General features: G+C 62.5%; 11 protein-coding genes. 3 read left to right on the top strand and 8 right to left on the bottom strand.

The features are described from left to right. Window positions 1-8 precede the first annotated feature (8 nt). Complete coding sequence (locus IVB26_RS31020) at window positions 9-1106, bottom strand: glycosyltransferase family 4 protein (RefSeq protein ID WP_247968838.1); 1098 nt, start codon at window positions 1104-1106, stop codon at window positions 9-11. 288 nt (window positions 1107-1394) lie between these two features. Here IVB26_RS31020 and IVB26_RS31015 point away from each other — a divergent pair, with 288 nt between their 5' ends. Together IVB26_RS31015 and IVB26_RS31010 are read left to right on the top strand one after the other, a co-directional pair. Then, complete coding sequence (locus tag IVB26_RS31015) at window positions 1395-2852, top strand: lipopolysaccharide biosynthesis protein (RefSeq protein WP_247968837.1); 1458 nt, start codon at window positions 1395-1397, stop codon at window positions 2850-2852. A gap of 19 nt (window positions 2853-2871) precedes the next feature. Then, window positions 2872-4233 carry a polysaccharide pyruvyl transferase family protein gene (locus IVB26_RS31010; protein ID WP_247968836.1) on the top strand — a complete coding sequence of 454 codons (1362 nt, stop codon included), beginning with the start codon at window positions 2872-2874 and terminating at the stop codon, window positions 4231-4233. 26 nt (window positions 4234-4259) lie between these two features. On the opposite strand, the gene IVB26_RS31005 is transcribed toward IVB26_RS31010, so the two are convergent. The 7 genes from IVB26_RS31005 to IVB26_RS30975 form a co-directional block, all read right to left on the bottom strand. Beyond that, entirely contained in the window at window positions 4260-5387 is a 1128-nt protein-coding gene (locus IVB26_RS31005) for an acyltransferase family protein (protein ID WP_247968835.1), read from the bottom strand. A gap of 254 nt (window positions 5388-5641) precedes the next feature. Further along, window positions 5642-9550, bottom strand: a complete 3909-nt coding sequence (locus IVB26_RS31000) for an RHS repeat domain-containing protein (protein ID WP_247968834.1) — start codon at window positions 9548-9550, stop codon at window positions 5642-5644. Between the two features lie 527 nt (window positions 9551-10077). Then, window positions 10078-11469 carry a hypothetical protein gene (locus IVB26_RS30995; RefSeq protein WP_247968833.1) on the bottom strand — a complete coding sequence of 464 codons (1392 nt, stop codon included), beginning with the start codon at window positions 11467-11469 and terminating at the stop codon, window positions 10078-10080. Beyond that, window positions 11466-12743 carry a glycosyltransferase family 4 protein gene (locus IVB26_RS30990; protein WP_247968832.1) on the bottom strand — a complete coding sequence of 426 codons (1278 nt, stop codon included), beginning with the start codon at window positions 12741-12743 and terminating at the stop codon, window positions 11466-11468. Before IVB26_RS30990 ends, IVB26_RS30995 begins: the two co-directional genes overlap by 4 nt. Before the next feature lie 34 nt (window positions 12744-12777). After that, window positions 12778-14115 carry a hypothetical protein gene (locus IVB26_RS30985; RefSeq protein WP_247968831.1) on the bottom strand — a complete coding sequence of 446 codons (1338 nt, stop codon included), beginning with the start codon at window positions 14113-14115 and terminating at the stop codon, window positions 12778-12780. Beyond that, the gene (locus tag IVB26_RS30980) at window positions 14115-15254 is read right to left on the bottom strand and encodes a glycosyltransferase (protein WP_247968830.1); all 1140 of its coding nucleotides are present in this window, start codon (window positions 15252-15254) and stop codon (window positions 14115-14117) included. Before IVB26_RS30980 ends, IVB26_RS30985 begins: the two co-directional genes overlap by 1 nt. 255 nt (window positions 15255-15509) lie before the next feature. Then, window positions 15510-16613, bottom strand: a complete 1104-nt coding sequence (locus tag IVB26_RS30975) for a glycosyltransferase family 4 protein (RefSeq protein ID WP_247973313.1) — start codon at window positions 16611-16613, stop codon at window positions 15510-15512. 183 nt (window positions 16614-16796) lie between these two features. On the opposite strand from IVB26_RS30975, the gene IVB26_RS30970 reads away from it, so the two are divergent. Continuing rightward, window positions 16797-17675, top strand: coding sequence for an aldose 1-epimerase family protein (locus IVB26_RS30970; RefSeq protein WP_247968829.1), 879 nt, complete (start codon window positions 16797-16799; stop codon window positions 17673-17675). Window position 17676 lies beyond the last annotated feature (1 nt).

Below are 17676 nucleotides of genomic sequence, written 5' to 3'. Positions count from 1 at the left end.
TGTCGCGGTCAGCTCACGGTCCGGCCGGCGAGCCTGTGATAGGATCCGAGTAGCTGCTCGGCGATGCGGTCCCAGTTCAGGAGGCCGGCCGCGGTTTGCCGTGCGCCTTCGGTCAATGTCGCGGCAAGAGGCGTCGAGGTCAGCACGCGTTCGAGTGCCTCGGCCAGCGCCGTGGCATCGCCGGGAGGAACCAGCAGCCCGTTGACGCCGTCGGCCACGACGTCGGGAATGCCGCCGGTGGCGCTGGCAACGACGGGACGGGAGTTGCCGTAAGCGGATGCAAGCACGCCGCTTTGCGTTGCATCCTTGTAGGGCAGGGCGACCACGGCGGCGGATTGAAACAGCCGTCCGGTCTCCGCAGGCGAGATATAGGCATTGATCATCTTGACCGTTGGCATCGCTTCCATCCGCGCGCCGAGCCGTGTCATCTCGGGACCGCGGCCGGCGACGATCGCCTCATGCGCCACGCCGCGCTGAGCCAGTATGTCGATCGCATCGATGAACACGTCCAGGCCCTTGTAAGCCCACATTCGTCCAAAGAACAGGATGCGCCCGGATTCCGGCTCGCTGAGCGCGCCCTTGGCTGGCGGAACCATGAGCACGCCGTGCATGCTGGAGATCGTCTCGCCTTTGAAGTCGGGCGAGGCGCGGCGAAAATCGGCGATACAGCTCTCCCCGTGCGTCGTGACCACCGATGCGGCGGCGCGCATGCGCCCGCGCCAGGCATCCTCACGCGCCGAGGTGCCGGAGCCGCCTTCCGAATGCGGAATCGCATCGTGAACGGTCAGCACCAGGGGAATGCCAAGCGGACGAAGCAGCTGGATCAGCTTGGATGTGTAGATCTCCGGAACTTCATGACAATGAATCACGTCCGGACGAAACGATATTATGTCGAAGAAGGACGCGGGGATGCCGATTGCGCCGCCGCGGCGCAGACTCAGGTCGCGGATGCGTGTTTCGAAGGGCGCCGCCACGGCGATATCGGCCAGTTCCCATTGCTGATTTGCGTCCTTGGCGTTGAGCACGAGGCGGACGTCGCAATGATGCGCCAAGCCTGATGCGAGCCGGTAGGAATATTCCGCAAAATGCGGTGCGTAGATCGCCACACGCAAGCGCCTGGAGTTACGCAGAGAACGCTGAGCAGGCGAATTCATCAAGGCATCCATTTTGCATCACTTCGCAAAGGTTGATTGGAGTGTAGTCCACGATTTGAACTCACTTCCACTCTAAATGGGAAACGTGACGGCACTCATCTGATTGCCATCACTCCGTCGTAATGTAGCGAGCAATCAGTACTCCGCCGCGATCGGAGATGGAGACGTCGCGGCAGCATCGTGCCACGTCGTCTAGCCTGCGATTGTGGTTGGATCTGTCGGAATTGGGTCGAATTGTTGATGAACGTCACGCAGGGCAAACAACATCAGGTCGTGGTTGCCTTGTTCTGGTCGCTTGCACAGAATTGGGGCGGCCGGGCGCTGTCGTTCGTCCTGTTCCTGGTTCTGGCCCGGCTGCTCAATCCCGCGGATTTCGGTCTTGCAGCACTCGTCGCCTTCATCCTGCTGCTCTTGAGTTCGATCGCCGAATTCGGCTTCGGCGACGCGTTGATCCAGCGGCGCACGCTGGAGCCGGCCGATGTGACGCTGCCCTTCTTCTGCTCCTTCGCCGCTTCGACGCTTTTGGCGGTTCTGATTGCCTTCCTCGCGACGGATATCGAGCGTTGGCTCGACGTGAAGGGTCTCGCGCCGCTGTTGACGGCCGCAAGTCTTTCTCTTCCGATCGGCACCGCGACCTTGTTCCAGGAGGCGCTTTACAAGCGCCAGATGGATTTTCGCGTGCTCGCAGTCAGGACCATGGTGGCGACCGCCATCTCCGGCATCGTGGGAATCGCCTGCGCCTATGCCGGGTTCGGCGCTCTCAGCCTCGTGATCCAGGTGGTCGTTCAGAGCGCGATCAGCGGCTTGTGGCTCTGGAGCCAGCCGCGATGGCTGCCGATGCGCGGCTACGATTCCGGAAGCTTTCGCGAGCTCTCCGGCTATAGCGTCCATGTCGTGCTGAACAGGCTGCTGGATTTCGCCATCGTTCGCACGATCGACATGATCATCCTGACGCTCTATGGCGTCGCCGCCCTCGGCATCTACACCGTCGGTGCGCGGGTCTACATCATCCTGATGCAGCTGCTCACCCAGGCCGTCATGGACGTCGCTTTGAGCGCGCTGTCCAAGATCGCTCACGAGCGCGACCGTATTGCCGGCGCCTACTTGCGCAGCGTCAGTCTCGGCGCGCTGGTCGGCTCTCCCATCTTCGTGCTGCTTGCGGCGATCGCGCCGGAGTTTTCGCTGCTGCTGTTCGGCGCGAAGTGGAGCGGAAGCGAAGCGGTGATGAGGCCGCTGATGCTCATCGGCGCGATTCAGACGGTGCAATTCGTCAACAGCGCCTATTTCGGCGCCCTGGGCAAGCCGAACTACGTATTCGCGCTGAACATCCTCAAATTCTGCGCGGTCGTGCCCGCAATGTTCCTGCTTCCCTCGCGCGATATCGGTCAGCTGGCGACGATCTTCGCTTTCGCGCAGCTTGTGGTGACCCCCGTGACATTCGCGCTGGCGCTGCGGCTGCTGGGCCTGAGCTGGAGCCAGTTCCTGCGTCCGATCGCGGGCTGCCTTTGCGCCATCGTGCTGGCTTATGGCGCGGTCGTGCTGTGTCGCCATGCGACGCCGGATATCAACCCGTATTTGCGGATGGGGCTGCTGTCGTCGTGTTTCGGCGCGACCTATCTGATGAGTATTCTGCTGTTCTGGCGGAAGCAGCTGTTCTCGCTGATCGAATTCGTCGTGAAGCGCGGCGCGACCGCCTGATGAAGACGAGGAGGACGATTTGAAGCAACTGATCCCGGTGCCGGTTCGCAGGCATCTCCGAGGCTGGCTCAACAGCGCAAAGAACACGCCCCTCGCGGTCGATCTCCTCGAACTGCGCCGGTGGCAGATTGCCCGGAAGGACGTCGGCGTCAATGCCGCGCCGCGCAATAATCCGCGCCGCCTCGTGCTGTTGCCGTCGGATCCCTGGAGCATTCATCAGTCACGTGGCGACGAGGCGATGATCGAAGCCACCGTCGGCGAGCTGAAGCGGGTCTATCCCGATCTCGAAACTTACATCGTCACCGCCACCAGCGCGGCGAGCGCGGATGTTCGCGCGATGGGTTTCAAGCCGCTCGAGATCTGGAGACAGCCGTTTTCCTACGAGAAGGTCGCGCAGGAACTTTCGATCACCCGTCCGGATTTTGGCGTGGTGCTGGGGGCCGATGTGCTCGACGGCTATTATTCGCCGGTGGATGCGGCGCGCATGCTGCTCGTTGCCGACCTGATGGCGGGATTTGGCGCCAAGGTCAGCGTGCTCGGCTTCAGCTTCAACTCCCGTCCGGCGAAGGCACTGCGCGAAGTGTTCCGGCTGCTCGATCCGGGCGTGGTCCTGAACCTGCGCGATGCGATATCGCTTCAGCGTTTCGACGATTTCGCCCGCAAGCGCGCGCGTCTCGTCGCCGATTCTGCGTTCATGCTGACGCCGCGCGCCGACACTGCCGCAGTGAAGCAGATCGCGGCCGCGGTCGCACGGCAGCGCGCGCAGGGTCGCAAGGTCTTCGTTTTCAACATCCACCCGATGCTGTTCAAGAAGCCGGAGCCGGCCAAGCTGGAGCGGATGATAGAGCTTGCGGCGGATGCCATGGCGCGCCTGTCGCGGCAGCACAATGCAAGCTGGCTGTTGCTGGCGCATGATTACCGCCCCGGAATTGCCGACGACAATTGCCTGCGGCCGCTGGCCGCGCGGCTTCAGCCCGCGCTTGGGGAGCACGTGCATCATGTCGACCAGGTTCTGTCGGCGGGCGAGATCAAGGCCGTTGTCGGACTGGTCGACGGCGTGATCACCGGCCGTATGCACTTGGCGATTGCTGCCCTCGGACAGGGCACGCCGGTGGCGGCGATCACCTACCAGGACAAGTTCCAGGGTCTGTTCGCGCATTTCGGCATCACCGAGTCGCTGTTGCTCTCGCCGGCCCAGTTCCTTGTCGGGGACAGCTTCGAGGCGTTTCTGCTGCACTTCCTTGGCACCTACGAAGCCGCCGGCGAGCAGGTCCGTCAGATGCTGCCCGAGGTCATGGAACTATCTCGCGCCAACGTCGCTCCGTTGCTGGACAATGGTGCGATGCGGATCGTGCCGGAGGCTGGCGGCAAGGTCGCCTGAGCAGCCCCGATGTTTCCGGAGCGGCGTCAGTTGACCGCCCGCTCCGTGTTCTCGAAGCGCATGGACGTCTCGGCCGTCACCGGCCGGACCTTGCGGGGGGATACCGGCGCGGTGTCGGCCAAGCGATTGAGCAGGCGCCGCGCGGGATTCTCGAAATAGGCGTAGGTGCGGTCTGCGACGATTGTCAGCACCACGCAGCAGGCAAGGGCGAAGAGGCCGAACTGATCCGGGCGCAATCCGAGCCAGGTCCATAGCGGCTTGAACACGGCAATCAGAACGGCATCGTGCAGCATGTAGATGGCGTACGAGGTGTTGCCGAGCCGTCCAAGCAGGCGGGCGCCGGGGAATTCGGCGAAGGCGCTTTCGCCGACTGCGGTCAGCAGAATGGCGCAGGAGAACAGCAGAATGGCAAGGTCCGGCTTGGCGAAGACGTTGAGGACGAGCACGGAGATGCCGAACATGGCGATGCCGGCGAACACCACACGCTTCTGCCGGTAGGGCTGCGACAACCGGAACAGGATCGCGAGCAGGATGCCGTTCAGGAAGCTCGGCAGCGCGCGGAGCATGCCGTAGTCGTAATTGGCCCCGTACATCTGCGACCGTTCCTGCCAGATCGGCAAATGGCCGTGCGCCAGGACCAGATACAGCGCCGCGACGATTGCGGCCAACCCAAGGGGATGCAGCTTGCGCGCAAACAGCATCAAGAGCGGGAAGATCAGATAGCAGAAGAATTCCGCGCTGATCGACCAGGATGGCGAGTTGAAGCTGAGGTGATCGGTGACGCCCCAGGCCTGCAGCAGCAGCACGTTATACAGGAAGTCCAGCGGGGTCGACCGCGCGGTACGCTCCAGACCGACGCCGATCAGCACCACGAAGATGAGCAGGCTCAGCAGGTGCAGCGGATAGATCCGCGCGATGCGGCGGATCATGAAACGGGAATAGGCGCGCATGCCGCGCGCATCGGACGGATAGGAGTAGGAGATCACGAAGCCGGACAGGATGAAGAACATGTCCACGAACAGGCCGTAGGACCCGTTCCAGGCCGGCGAGATCCCCGTGTCGATCAGCTTCAGGTGGAAGATGAAGACCCCGAGCGCGGCGACGAAGCGGTAGAAGTCGAGAACGACAAAACGTCTTGCTTCACTGGCTTGCATCGGGCCTCGGAGTCCTTGCGCGGTTCGTGTTTCTTCTAGAGGCGAATTGTGACGCAAGTTCGCAAGCGCGCGGGTCGATGCGGCGCAATCGCGGCAAGTCGTCAGAATTCATGGGGCCCATCCAATTGCGGATGGCAATCAGCTCTCTGCTCATCGATGAGGCAGGCGCCCGATAAAGAATTGGGGGCCGGGACCCCTGCATGGTCCCGGCCCCCCAGCGACGTGGCGCGCGTCTGGGCAGTATTTCGTCGGACTCAGACGAACAAGAAGTCGTGGCTCGTCAGGCTGGAGACATAGACGTTCTTCAGCAGGATCGAATCATTGGCCGAGAACGTGATGAGCGCGTTCGTGCCGGACTGCGTCATTTGCAGGTGACTGTAGTCCGCGGCGAGCAGCTTCGAGATCTGGACCACGTCGTGAGTTGTGCCATCGCCGGCCTGGAAATTGAGGATCTGGTCCTGGCCGTGATCGTAAGCCACCGTTGTTGCGCTGGGTGCCGCCGAGAACACGTCGTTGCCGGCGCCGCCGTGGATCGTTACGCCGCTGGCGACGGCCGTGACGTTGTGGGTGCCGTCGGTCTTGCTCTGATCGAAGAATTGGAGCGCGCTGGCGGAGTTGTAATTCTCGTGCTGCGTCGTTCCGGTCTGTCCGTTGAAGTTGAACAGGAAGACGTCCTTCGATCCGTCGGCGTTGTTGGCGATCTCCTGGGTCTTGTTGCCGGCGCTGTTGTAGATGTCGGTCAGCTTGCTGCCGTCGTCGTGGATGACCTGGGTATAGTCCAGGGTGCCGTCGGCGTGGGTCCGGGTGAGCTCGACCATCTTGCCCGAGGCATCGAGGTGTTGATGCTGGGTGGTGTAGGACTGCCCGGTGATGTTGTAATTCCAGTTGTCCGACGTGCCATCCGCATTCTTGATATAGGCAGCGCTCTTCACGCCGCTGTTATAGACGGTCGTAGAGCTGTAACCATCGCTCTTGGTCGTCACCTCGCTGGTGATGACGCCGTTGGCGTCGTACCAGTCGGAGGTTTTGGTGCCGTCGGCGCTCTGCTCCAGCGTGAAGGCCAGGCTGTTGTCGGCGTGGGTGCGAACGATATCGGTGAGGAAGCCGGTCGAATCGTAGCTGTCGTGCTCGTTCGTATAGGTCTGGCCGACGATGTGGAACTGGAAGACGTCCTTCGACCCATCGGCGTGGTAGTCGGTCTCCGTCTTCTTGACGCCGGCTGTATCGTAGTTGGTGACCACGCTGCTGCCGTCGTCGTTGACGACCTGAGTGTAGTCGAGCGAGCCGTCGGCGTGCCAGCGGGTCACCTCCGTCGTCTGGCCGGTCGGATCGAGGTGCTGGTACTGCGTGGTGTAGCTCTGGCCGGTGATGTTGTAGCTATAGTTGTCGTGACTCATGTCGGCGTTGGTGATGTAAGCCGCAGTCTTCACGCCATTGGTGTACACCGTGGTCGCGCTGTAGCCGCTTGGCTTCTGGAGCACCTCGCTGGTGAGGACGCCGTTGGCGTCGTACCAGTCCGTGGTCTTGGTCCCATCGGCGCTCTGCACCAGCTTGAACGCCATGCTGCCGTCGGCGTGCTTGCGGATCAGCGTGGTGAGGAAGCCGGTCGCATCGTAGATGTCGTGCTCGGTCGTGTAGGTCTGGCCGGTGATGTTGAAGAGGAAAACGTCCTTGCTGCCATCGGCGTGATAGTCGGTTTCCTTCGTCCGCGTTCCCGCAGCGTCATAGTTGGTGACGACGCTGCTGCCATCGCTGTTGATGACCTGGGTATAGTCGAGCGTGCCGTCGGCATGCTTGCGGGTCACGGCGGTGACCTTGCCGGACGGATCGACGTGCTGGATCAGCGTGGTGTAGCTCTGGCCGGTGATGCCAAAGGCGTAGTTGTCCTGGCTGCCATCGGCATTCTTGACATAGGTATTGGTCTTGACGCCGTTGCTGTAGACCGTCGTCGAGGTATAGCCGTCCGCCTTCTGCACGACCTCGCTGGTGAGGCTGCCGGCGGCATTGTACCAATCGGTCGTCTTGGTGCCGTCGGGCGTCTGGACCAGCTTGAAGGCGAGGCTGCCGTCGCCGTGCAGCCGCGTCAGGCTGGTGAGGAAGCCGGTCGAATTGTAGACGTCGTGCTCGGTCGCGTAGCTCTGGCCCTTGATATTGTAGGTCCAGACGTCCTTGCTGTGATCGGCATGATAGGCCGTCTCGACCAGCTTGACGCCCGTGGCGCTATAGGTGGTGATCACGCTGCTGCCGTCGCTGTTGTAGACTTGCGTCGAATCCAGCGAGCCGTCGGCATGGCTGCGGGTCACCGAGGTGACCTTCCCCGAGGCGTCGAGATGCTGCACCTGGGTGGTGAAGCTCTTGCCGGTGATGCCGTAGGTATAGTTGTCCTGCGAACCGTCGGCATTCTTGACGTAGGCGGCCGTCTTCACGCCGCTCGTGTACAGCGTGGTGGAGTAATAGCCGTCGGACTTCTGGACGACCTCGCTCAGGAGGATTCCGGCCGTGTTGTAGGTATCGGTGGTCCTGGTTGCGTCGGTGCCGACATGAACGAATTTCGTCTGCACGCCATTGGTGTAGCTGATCAGGTCCTTGGAGCCGTCGGTGTAGGCGACGGTGGTCGAGGTCGGCTGTCCGCTCGAATTCAGACCGGTATCCGACTTCGACAGAAGCGTTCCGCTGGCGTTATAGGTCTTCGTGTTGCTCCAGGTCGCGGCAGCATTCGTCACCGAGAACGAGTATCCGCCCTGGATCTTGGAGAGAGCGCTGCCGTAGTGGGCAATGATGTAGTCCATGGTCGCCTTGGAGGCGACCGGCAGCACGTGCGAGTCGGTCAGCGTGATGGTCTGCAGCGCGGTCGACTCGCTCAGGTCTGACAGTTGCGGTACGATCTCGGCAGCCGTGCCGGTGATGCTGGTCCGGGTGTCCGGCGGAGTCGAAGTGGTCGGGGGCGCGTCGATCTCGATGATCAGCGGGTGATCGCTGACCGGGATGGTGATCGTGCTGACGTCGGTGTAGCTGGCGATCGCCGTGGTTCCCGTCAGGGTGTCATACACCTTCACCGAATGATGCACGCCACCGAGGTTCACCGTGACGGTCTCGGTCGGATTGGAAATCTCGGTGTCGTTGGCGTCCTTCCAGAGCTTCGGCTCCGCCCACACGACGAGCTCGTAGGCGCCGTTGCTCTTGCCGAGCACCATGCTGTTGCCCGACGCAGGCATGTTGCTCAGGGTGTAGTTCAAGGGATCAGTCGGCTGCAGGCCGCCCTTGCCGTCGTCGGCCAGAATGGTCGTCAGGTTGTGAATGGCCGTCGCGGCGAGCTTCGGCGTCCCGTCGGAGTTGAACAGTCCGAAATTGGCTTCGGGATTGGTATTGCCGGCGGACGAGTCGCGGTCGAACAGTTCGTAGAGATAAGTCGCGCTGACGCCGGCCTTGTAGGCATCAGCCAGCGTATTCAGGATCGACTTGGCCTGCACCGTCTCGTTGACGCCGAGATATTGGGTGTTGGCTTGCGTGGTGTAGCCGGTTTCCGTGATCACGACGGGCTTTCCCGGCGCCGCGGTCATGACGGCGCTCAGCGTTTCCGCAATGGAGCTGCTCGGATTGAGGCTGGTGCTGACATAGGCGTGGGCGTTGGCGTAGTCGACGGAGCCCGACATGTCGCCGAGCTTGCTGTAGCCTTGCGGATCGTTGTAGGCCAATGACAGATTGTAGACGGGGATGCTGCCGAGCGCGGCGTTGGCATTGACGGCCTGATAGAGCGCGCTCTGGAACTGAGCCGCGGCCGTGAGGCTCGAGCTGCCGTTGTAGCTGAAGGGCTGGTGATTGGCTTCGTTAAGCCCCTCGATGGCGCTGATGCTGCCCGCATGGCTCGTCACGAATTTCTGGAGCGAGGCGATGTAGTTCTGCAGCCCGACCGTGCCTGTCTGAGGCAGGGCGGACGACACCAGGAAGTCGAATTTGTAGCCGGCAGCGGCCAGCCCGTCGACGACGGGCTGCGCGGCCGGGCTGGTCCCCATCGCGTCGCGGAGATGGGTGACGCCGAGATATTCGAGGTCATCGACCATCAGCGCGAGATTGTTGTAGCCGGTCCACCCGAATCCGGCGTGCGTGTTGACGCCGATGGAGTTGATGAAGCCGCTGGCGGACAGGATGGTCTGGTCTGACATTGCACACTCGAGTTTTTCAGCGCGAGCAAAATTGCTCGCAGGGATTTGCGTTCAAGCTTCTGTGTCGAGTGTGAATTTCAGATAAAAATAGAAGCTACAAATCGCGAGCGAAGTGGGGTTCCTTGTGCAGGAACAGATTCGCTCTTTGCAGCAGAATAGGAATGCGATGCCGGGGCAGGATGACGTGAGGAAGGCGCTTTCGTGATTTTCAACAATTGCACTGCTGAATATATGTGCGCGTGCCCTTGCGAGAACGCTTCGGCTTGAGCGTGCCACAGGCATCGTGGTGCTCGGAGTTGCGGCCAGTAAAGCTAACCCCAGTCTCCGTCCTCACTATCGGACTGCACAGGAAGCCGGCAGATGCCTTTATTTTTCGTCGGCGAGCAATTTAATAGATTTTATCGCTTTGGTTGTACCAGTAGAATCCCGGAGCATGACACGCAACGGTTCCGCGCAGGAACTGCAGCCCTTCGCCCCATGGCTCAGCCGTTCACTCCATGTGATGGCATCGGGCTGCTCGCGACGAATCAGCTGCGGCGGGCCAGCAGCAGAAAATCTCCGCGCCACCCGATGATCGCCGTCGCAATCGCGGCGATCACGATCTTGCCGGCGAGCCATGTCGCGGGCTCCGTCGGCATCGAGCCGAGCGATCCGATCAGGATTGCGGCCACCAATGCCTGCATGACCAACGGCCAGCGCGGGAATGCCTCGAACCGCAGGGTCGGACCGAGCGCGATCAGGATCGTTGCGAGGGTGGCGAGCGAAGCGCAGCCGACTGCCTGTCGCGGCGACAGGCCGGCCCATACTGCGACCAGCGCGACGGCTGCGACGATCGCGAGCTGGCCGGCCGCGACGAGCACCAGCCTGGTCGCGAGCTTCTCCAGGTGTGGAACCACCGCGATGGTGGCCTGGAGATGTGTGTGCAGGAAATAGAAGGCGGCTACCGTGGGCGCCGTCGCCAGGAAGCCGTCAAGGCTCTCCCGCGGCACCAGGATACGGGCTGCATCCGGAATGAAGCCGACCAGGCCGCCGAGCAGCACGAGGGTCGTGCAGATCATGAATTCGAACATCCGCCGCGCCGATTGAACCGACTTCACGGCGGTCCCGTGTTCGAAGTCCTTGACCAATTCGGGATAGCTCACGGTGTGAATTGCGGCGTTGAGGACCCAGAACGGACGCTGCAGCAGGTCGAGCGCGATCGAAAATCCGGCACCTGCCCCCGTTGCGCCCAGCCGGCCGATGATGATGACACGGAGCAGCACCGGCACCGACAAATGGATGACCGATGCGCCCGCCGCGAGCATGCCGTAGCGGGCGAAGGTCTTCCAGTCGGTCAGCATCGCCTGCAACGAGGCGCGTTCCAGCGGCGTGCGATACGAGACGAGGCCCGCGACGAGCCCCAGCATGTGACCCGACGCAATCCCGAGCAGCGCAGCTTCAGCCGTCCCCGAAATCGCTCCTCCCACGGCGGCGCCTACCAGAAGCGCGGTGGCACGCAGCGCAAGAAGAGAGGACGCGACGCCCAGCCGGTCGGACAGACGGACCGACAGGAAGTAGAGATCCGTCAAGCCCTGAAGCACGGATATGCCCAGTCCTAGCGCGATAATCCCGGTCGGGAGCGCGCTGGCCACGGATGCGCAGCTCCCGACCACGACGAGCGCGCCCGCACTCGACAGGCCTGCTGCAAACAGCGACCACCTCAGCCGGGCCGCCTCGTTCTCCCCGGCTGCGGCCAGGAAACGCAGTCCGGCGAGTTGCAGCCACTCGAACATCAGCACGCAGAGCAATTGGCTCGAGGCCAGCGCGAGCGAAAAGCTGGTGTAGTCGGCAGCGGGCAGCAGATGGCTGATCGCGAAGATCAGGATGATCGCCGCGGCGCTCTGATAGACGTAGCCCGCCATCGCGAGGAGGCGTGTCATCGCGGAATGAGGCGCTCCTTGCCGACGACCGCCGCTCCCTGCGGCGTTTCGGTTGTGGCTGCGCGCAGGTGCGACATCCGCTGTTCGCGCAATTGTTCATACAGGTTCTTGTATGAAGACAGCACGTCGGAAAATATCCACTTGTTGGTATCGGCGATGAGGCGCCGGCTGATCTCGTCGATCTTGTGCGGATCGGCTGCGACCGCGAGCATGCTCTTGGCCAGGGATTGCGGATCGGCTTCAGTCAGCCAGCCCGTGATGCCGTGCTCGATGACCTCGGGCATGCCGCCGAAGCGCGTTCCGAGCAGCGGCCTGCCGGCCGCCTTGGCGTCGGCGACGACCAGCGGGCCAGGGTCGTGCCAGATCGAGGGGGCGATCACCACGTCCACTTGCTTGTAGAAATCGTCGGGCACCACGAAGCCCATGAATTCGATCCGCGCATCCGGCGCGAGCGTCCTGAGGCGTCGTTGCTCCTCGTCGCTGACACGGCCGGCGATCAACATGCGGATGCGATCCGGGGGCAGCAGAGCCAGCGCCCGCATCAGATTGTCGATGCCCTTTTCCTCCGTGAGGCGGCCGATGAATCCGAACGTCACTTCCGTGGTGCAGACCGGACGAGGATAGGGCTCACGCGGCGGCTCGGTGGAGGCGTTGCGGATCACGGTGCGGATCGGCGTCTCCGAGAACATGCCCATCTCGGTGTGAATGGACAGGACGCGCTCGCTCACGCCGACCACGGCACTGAGCCAATGCGTGGCACGCCTGCGATGAAAGGTCAGAATTCCGCAGCTCGTGCAGGTGTGCTCGCAGGACCGTCCCTTCTCGAAGCGCGAGCAGCGCGGGCAGGTCAGATAATAGTCGTGAAGCGTATGGAGCACGGGAACGCCGAGCTGGGCGGCAACGCGCCAGATCGCGGTGGTGAGGCCCGACAAATTGTTGGAGTGCAACACGTCCGGTTTGAAAGCCCGGATGCGCTCCGCGATCAGGGGCGCCTGCATCTGCCAGTCGTCGACGGCATGCCAGATGCTGCGCAGCGCGACGTTCTTCTGCTCCGTGAAGGGCATGTAGATGTTCTGCACCGGCGCGGAATAGACGTTGATGCCGTTGCAGCTTTCGCGCGCCTGCTCGGGCGAGGATGCGGCCCGGATCACTTCCACTTCGTCACCGCGCTGCGCCAGGCCCTCGGCGAAACGCCGCGCGAAGATCTCTGCGCCGCCGACGATCTTTGGGGCCTGAGGCGTCGGATAAAGCGTGGATGTCAAAAGAACTTTCATCGCGTCAACCTCATGTCTGCAAAAAAAATCGCGTCTACCGCGCCGGCCTTATCTCCAGGGCGGGAACGGCACTGTCATTGGCTGCAATCAGGACCGGTGTGCTCGAGACGGGGATCCAGACCCCGGACGCAGGCTTTGCCGTCTGGTCGCACGGCATCGCAAAGCTTGCGCCTGGTTGGTCGCCCTTGAGCCGGATTTCGTAGCGTCGATCCGGAGCCTCGGACCAGACCGCAACTCTGCCGCCGGAAGCCGTTGATGCGTTGATCGACACGACCCCGCTGGCGAGCTCGCGTCGTTCGGCACTCAGGCTGGAGCGAACGAAGGCCCAGGCGCCCTGGGCGGCACAGGCAACCGGCTTTGGCGAATTGTCGAAACGATAGAGCCCGAAATTGTCCTCCAGTTCCGATGGATTCTTTCCACTGTCCTTGAGCTCGTAGAGCCACATGCCCTTGAGCCAGCGCGTCGCGGTCGCTGCCCACAAGATGAGCTGCGCCGTATTGTCGGCCTGGGCCTGCTCGCTGACGCCGCATTTGTTGGTCGCCGTGGTCCAGCCCGTCTCGGTGATATAGATCGGAAAATCGGGGTTTCCGCTCGCCTGGCCGACGAGACGGTGAAACGCCGTGACGCGGTCGATGATTTCGGCCGAGGTGCGTTTGCTTGGGCCCATGCAGAAATTGTAGAGATGGATCGAGGCGCCGTCCGCGTACTGAAGGATGCCGGTCCGCAGCATCTTCTCCGTCCATGTCCAGCCCGGATCGTCGCCGAGAGCTCCGACCAGGAAAGGCGCATGCGGCGCGACCCGCTTGACCGCTGGCCGCGCGACTTGTGCGAGCGCCAGATAGTTTTCGGGTGAGAATGCGGCGTCCTTCTTCGCCGCCAGATTCCATTCGTTCCAGAGCTCGAAAAGTGGATGCTGCGCCACGACCGATTGCGCTGCCGCAGCAGCATAGTCGGCAAACCGCTGTCGCGCTTCATCGGTCGTCGGTGGCGACGAATTCGGCACCAGATGGTGGCCGAACGCGAGGATCAGAAGGGGACGCGCGACGCCGGATCTGACTTGGGACTCGAGCCTGCCGAGCCTGGGCGTAAACCCCATCCGGCGTCCGCCCACTTCGAAATCGGACCAGGGAAAATCGTCGCGGAAAGCGTTGAGGCCGAGTTGCTTGATCTGCGCGACGTTCTCCGAAGGGACGTATCCGCGCGCGCTCACCGGACCACCCAGCCCCTGATGCGTGCCGACCCCCAGCAGGAATCGGGCATCGAGCGGTTGAGCCTGCTGCGCGCAGACGGAAACCGGCAGGAAAATGGCTGCGATGAGGCTCGCAAGGCGGAAGCTGCCGCGAACCAAAGTGCGTGGGAGCGGTAGAGCCATCAGAAATTCTTGGAGAGATCCGATTGCAGTGCCGCCTTTGCCTCGACCGGCGTCCGGTCGTCATGCAGGAGCTCGGCATAGACCTGCTGCAACTGTCCATGCGTCTTCTGAACGTCATAAAGCTGTTTGAACCGGTCGTAGCCGCGCTGTCCCAGCACCTTGAGGTCGAAATCGAGCGCTCGCCGGAAACCATCAACGAGCGGCTGAACGGCGACGGGTTCGCAAAGCACGCCGGTGACGCCGTCGACGACGATCTCGGGCAACGCGCCGCTGCGGAATGCCAGGATGGGTTTTGCGGCGCGCATCGCTTCCAGGGCAACGAGGCCAAAGGCCTCCCATCGTGACGGGATCACGACGAGATCGGCGGCTTCGAGCTGGGTCTCGATGGTCGGGCGGTCGAGCCAGCCCAGCAGGGCCACGTTCGACGGGACGCTCGGACCTTCGTACTTGTTGACGACGGAGGCGCCGATCATGCGGATATCAAGCACATCTTCGAGCGTGCGCGCCGCTTCGATCAGGAGATCGAATCCCTTCTGGCGGTCCAGGCGTCCGATGAAGAGGACCTTGACCTTCTTGGAGGTCCAGTCCGCCGCGACGGGCTGCGGCGTGCGGCTCTTCGAGATGCCGTTATGAACGAGGGTAAGACGGTCAGCCGGAATTCCCGCGCGGACCGCTTCGTTGAACTCGTCGCTGGAGATGCAGATGATTCGGTCCGACGTCCGCGCGAGAAGGTTCTCCGCCGCCTTCGTCACCACATGACTGAGGCGGCCGGTCTCGCGCGTAAATGCCCAGCCGTGCGGGCAATAAACCACGCGCGGACCGTCCGAGCGGGTCGCAAGCGCGGGGCGGAGCACGAGGCCTGCAAACGAAGAATGCAGATGCACCACGTCCGGCTTGAAGGCATCGAGTGCCTGCATGCTCGCGCGAAACATCTGGAATAGTCCGGCGACGCTGCGGCCGGATCGTTCGAACGTCGTAATCTGGTTGTCATCGACCGCGGGAAGATCGCGGCGATGATCCGAGGGCACGACATAGTGCACGTTCTCGGCGCCGAAACTGGCCTGTTGCTGTGGATGCAACTCGTTCAGGTAGCTCGCAATCCCGCCCCGAATCGTCTCGGCGATGTGCAGCACTTTCATCGTTTGCCTTGCATAAGGCTGCGTCGGAGAGACGGACATCCTGTATCCCTGTTCTAGTGTTCGCTAGTGCGAGATACAGTTCCTCGAATACGTAGCGATAATGGGGCAGTGATGTGGTGATGTTGCGCCAAGCCTTTCGCATGCGTGAAGTCGTTACAAAAACAAAAAAGTTTCATGGAACTATGCAGCGGCAGGCGAGTTGCGAGACGTTTGTGCGGGAGCTTTTGCACGCGATAGGCGAGTTGCGTCTAAATTTCATGCCGCGCTGGCGACATTCGCCGGACCTGCGAGATGATCGAGCAGAGCCTTCGCCGATTTCTTCCAAGAATAGAATGCAACGCGATCCTGCTGCCTCATGCGTTCCTGATCAGAGATGGCGCCGGTTGCCAATCTTTCGAGCATGAGCTGCTTCAATGCTTCGGCATCGCTGGCGCGAAAATACGCAGCTGCATCGCCACAGGTCTCAACGACCGCGTCGGCGGTCGAGGCGATGACCGCACAGCCGAAGATCATGGCTTCGAGCGGCGGCACGCCAAACCCCTCGTAGAGCGAGGGGAACACGAATGCCGATGCATGCGCATAGAGCGCCGCGATCTCGCCGTCCGTCAGGCGTCCGGCCAGCAGCAGGCCGGAAGCCCCGTCGCCAGAATTGTCCTGAAAGACCTTGCTGTTGTCGCCGCCGACGATGACCAGCGGAACGTCGGCCCGATCGAGCAATTGGACGGCGCGGATTGCGACGGAGAGATTCTTGTTCTTGGTTCTCGAGCCCACATAGAGGAAGAATTTCTGTGGCTGAATCCCAAGTCTGGCAATGATGCCGGGATCTGGCTTCGTCTTGGCGAAATGTTCTGCGCTGTTGGGGAAGACCGGGATCCCCATTGCCGACAGATTCAGCACCTCGGCAAGCTCTTTGCGCGAAAAAGCCGACACGGTTGCGATGCCTGCATGTCGGGCGAGCAGCCGGCCCATTGTGCGGTGAACCGCCAAATAGCGCCAGTTGAAGAAGTCGGGCCTGCGAAAAACCTGTGCGTCGTGGATCACGACAATGTGGTCGCGATGGAACACCGGGCCGGAATTGGCCAGACTGATCAAGCGGCCGCCCGCAGCGGCGCGGGCCAGATCGATTTGATCCCAGGCGTGCCCGCGCAAGCGGCCGACGGTCCGAATCTTGATTCGCTCGAGGTGAAGGTCTTCGCTTGCATCCACGGGCGCCAGCAACTGCCAGTCTGCGTTCCGCAGCGAGGCGGGCGTTTGCTCCGACGCCAGCTGCGCGTCGATCGCCTTGACGATTTCGGCGGCATAACGCTGAACGCCGGTGAGGCTTTGCGACAGAAAGCGGCCGTTGATGAAGAATTTCAATTGGCTACCAGAATTGTTCTCGGGGATCCGGGCCGCGTTTCCGAAAAAGCTTGGCGGCGGACGAACTGCAAGGGAGCAACCGTTAGGTACAGAAATATGACGCTGCTCTGCAGGGCGCTGAGGCGCCGGCTGCATGGCTGGCGCCGCCTTGCTGCATGTGAGGGCGAGGTGTAGATGTCGCGCATGAGCGATGACAGCCACTCCCTCCGCAGCGGCGGGCTCACCGCAACCGTCAAGGCGCACGGCGCCGAACTGTGCTCGCTGAAGGACGGGGGCGGCGTCGAATTCGTCTGGCAGGCGGGGCCGGAATGGCCGCGCCATGCGCCGTTGCTGTTTCCGATCGTCGGGCGCCTCGCCAAGGACGAATTGCGGCACCGGGGCAAGACGTATCGGATGACCCAGCACGGCTTTGCGCGCGACAGCCGCTTTGCATGGGCGGAGCGCGGCGAGAGCCGCTGCACGCTGGTGCTCCAAGACAGCGAGACGACGCGCGCGCTCTATCCGTTCGCGTTCCGGCTGACCGCAATCTATACGCTCGATGATGCCGGCCTCGACCTGACGCTCACGATCGCCAACACCGGCAAGGAGACGTTGCCGGTGTCGATCGGCGGTCATCCCGCGTTCAACTGGCCGCTCCAGCCGGGACTTGCCAAGGAGAGCTGCGCGCTGACCTTCGCGGGCGCGGAGTCGTCTCCCGTCCGCCGTCTCGAGGGCGGATTGCTGCGCCCGGCAACGGAGCCGAGCCCGGTCAAAGGTGCCGTGCTTCCCTTGTCCGAATCCCTGTTCCGCGACGACGCTGTCATTTTCGACCGGATCGAGAGCAACGCAGTCCGCTATGCTGCGTCCAGCGGCCCCTGGCTGAAAATGTCGTGGCGCGGCTTTCGTGAACTCGGTGTCTGGTCGAAACCATCGGGCGCGCCGTTCCTCTGCATCGAGCCCTGGCGTGGTTATGCCAGTCCCGCCGGCTTCGACGGCGAGTTCAGTGACAAGCCGGGCCTGATGCACATCGCACCGGGCGCGGAAGAGAGCTTGTCGTTCCGGATCGAGGTCGGCTCGTCCTGAG

Origin of the sequence: Bradyrhizobium sp. 195, assembly GCF_023101665.1 — a bacterium.
Classification (GTDB): Bacteria; Pseudomonadota; Alphaproteobacteria; order Rhizobiales; family Xanthobacteraceae; genus Bradyrhizobium.
This window is presented reverse-complemented; position numbering and strand designations above follow the sequence as displayed.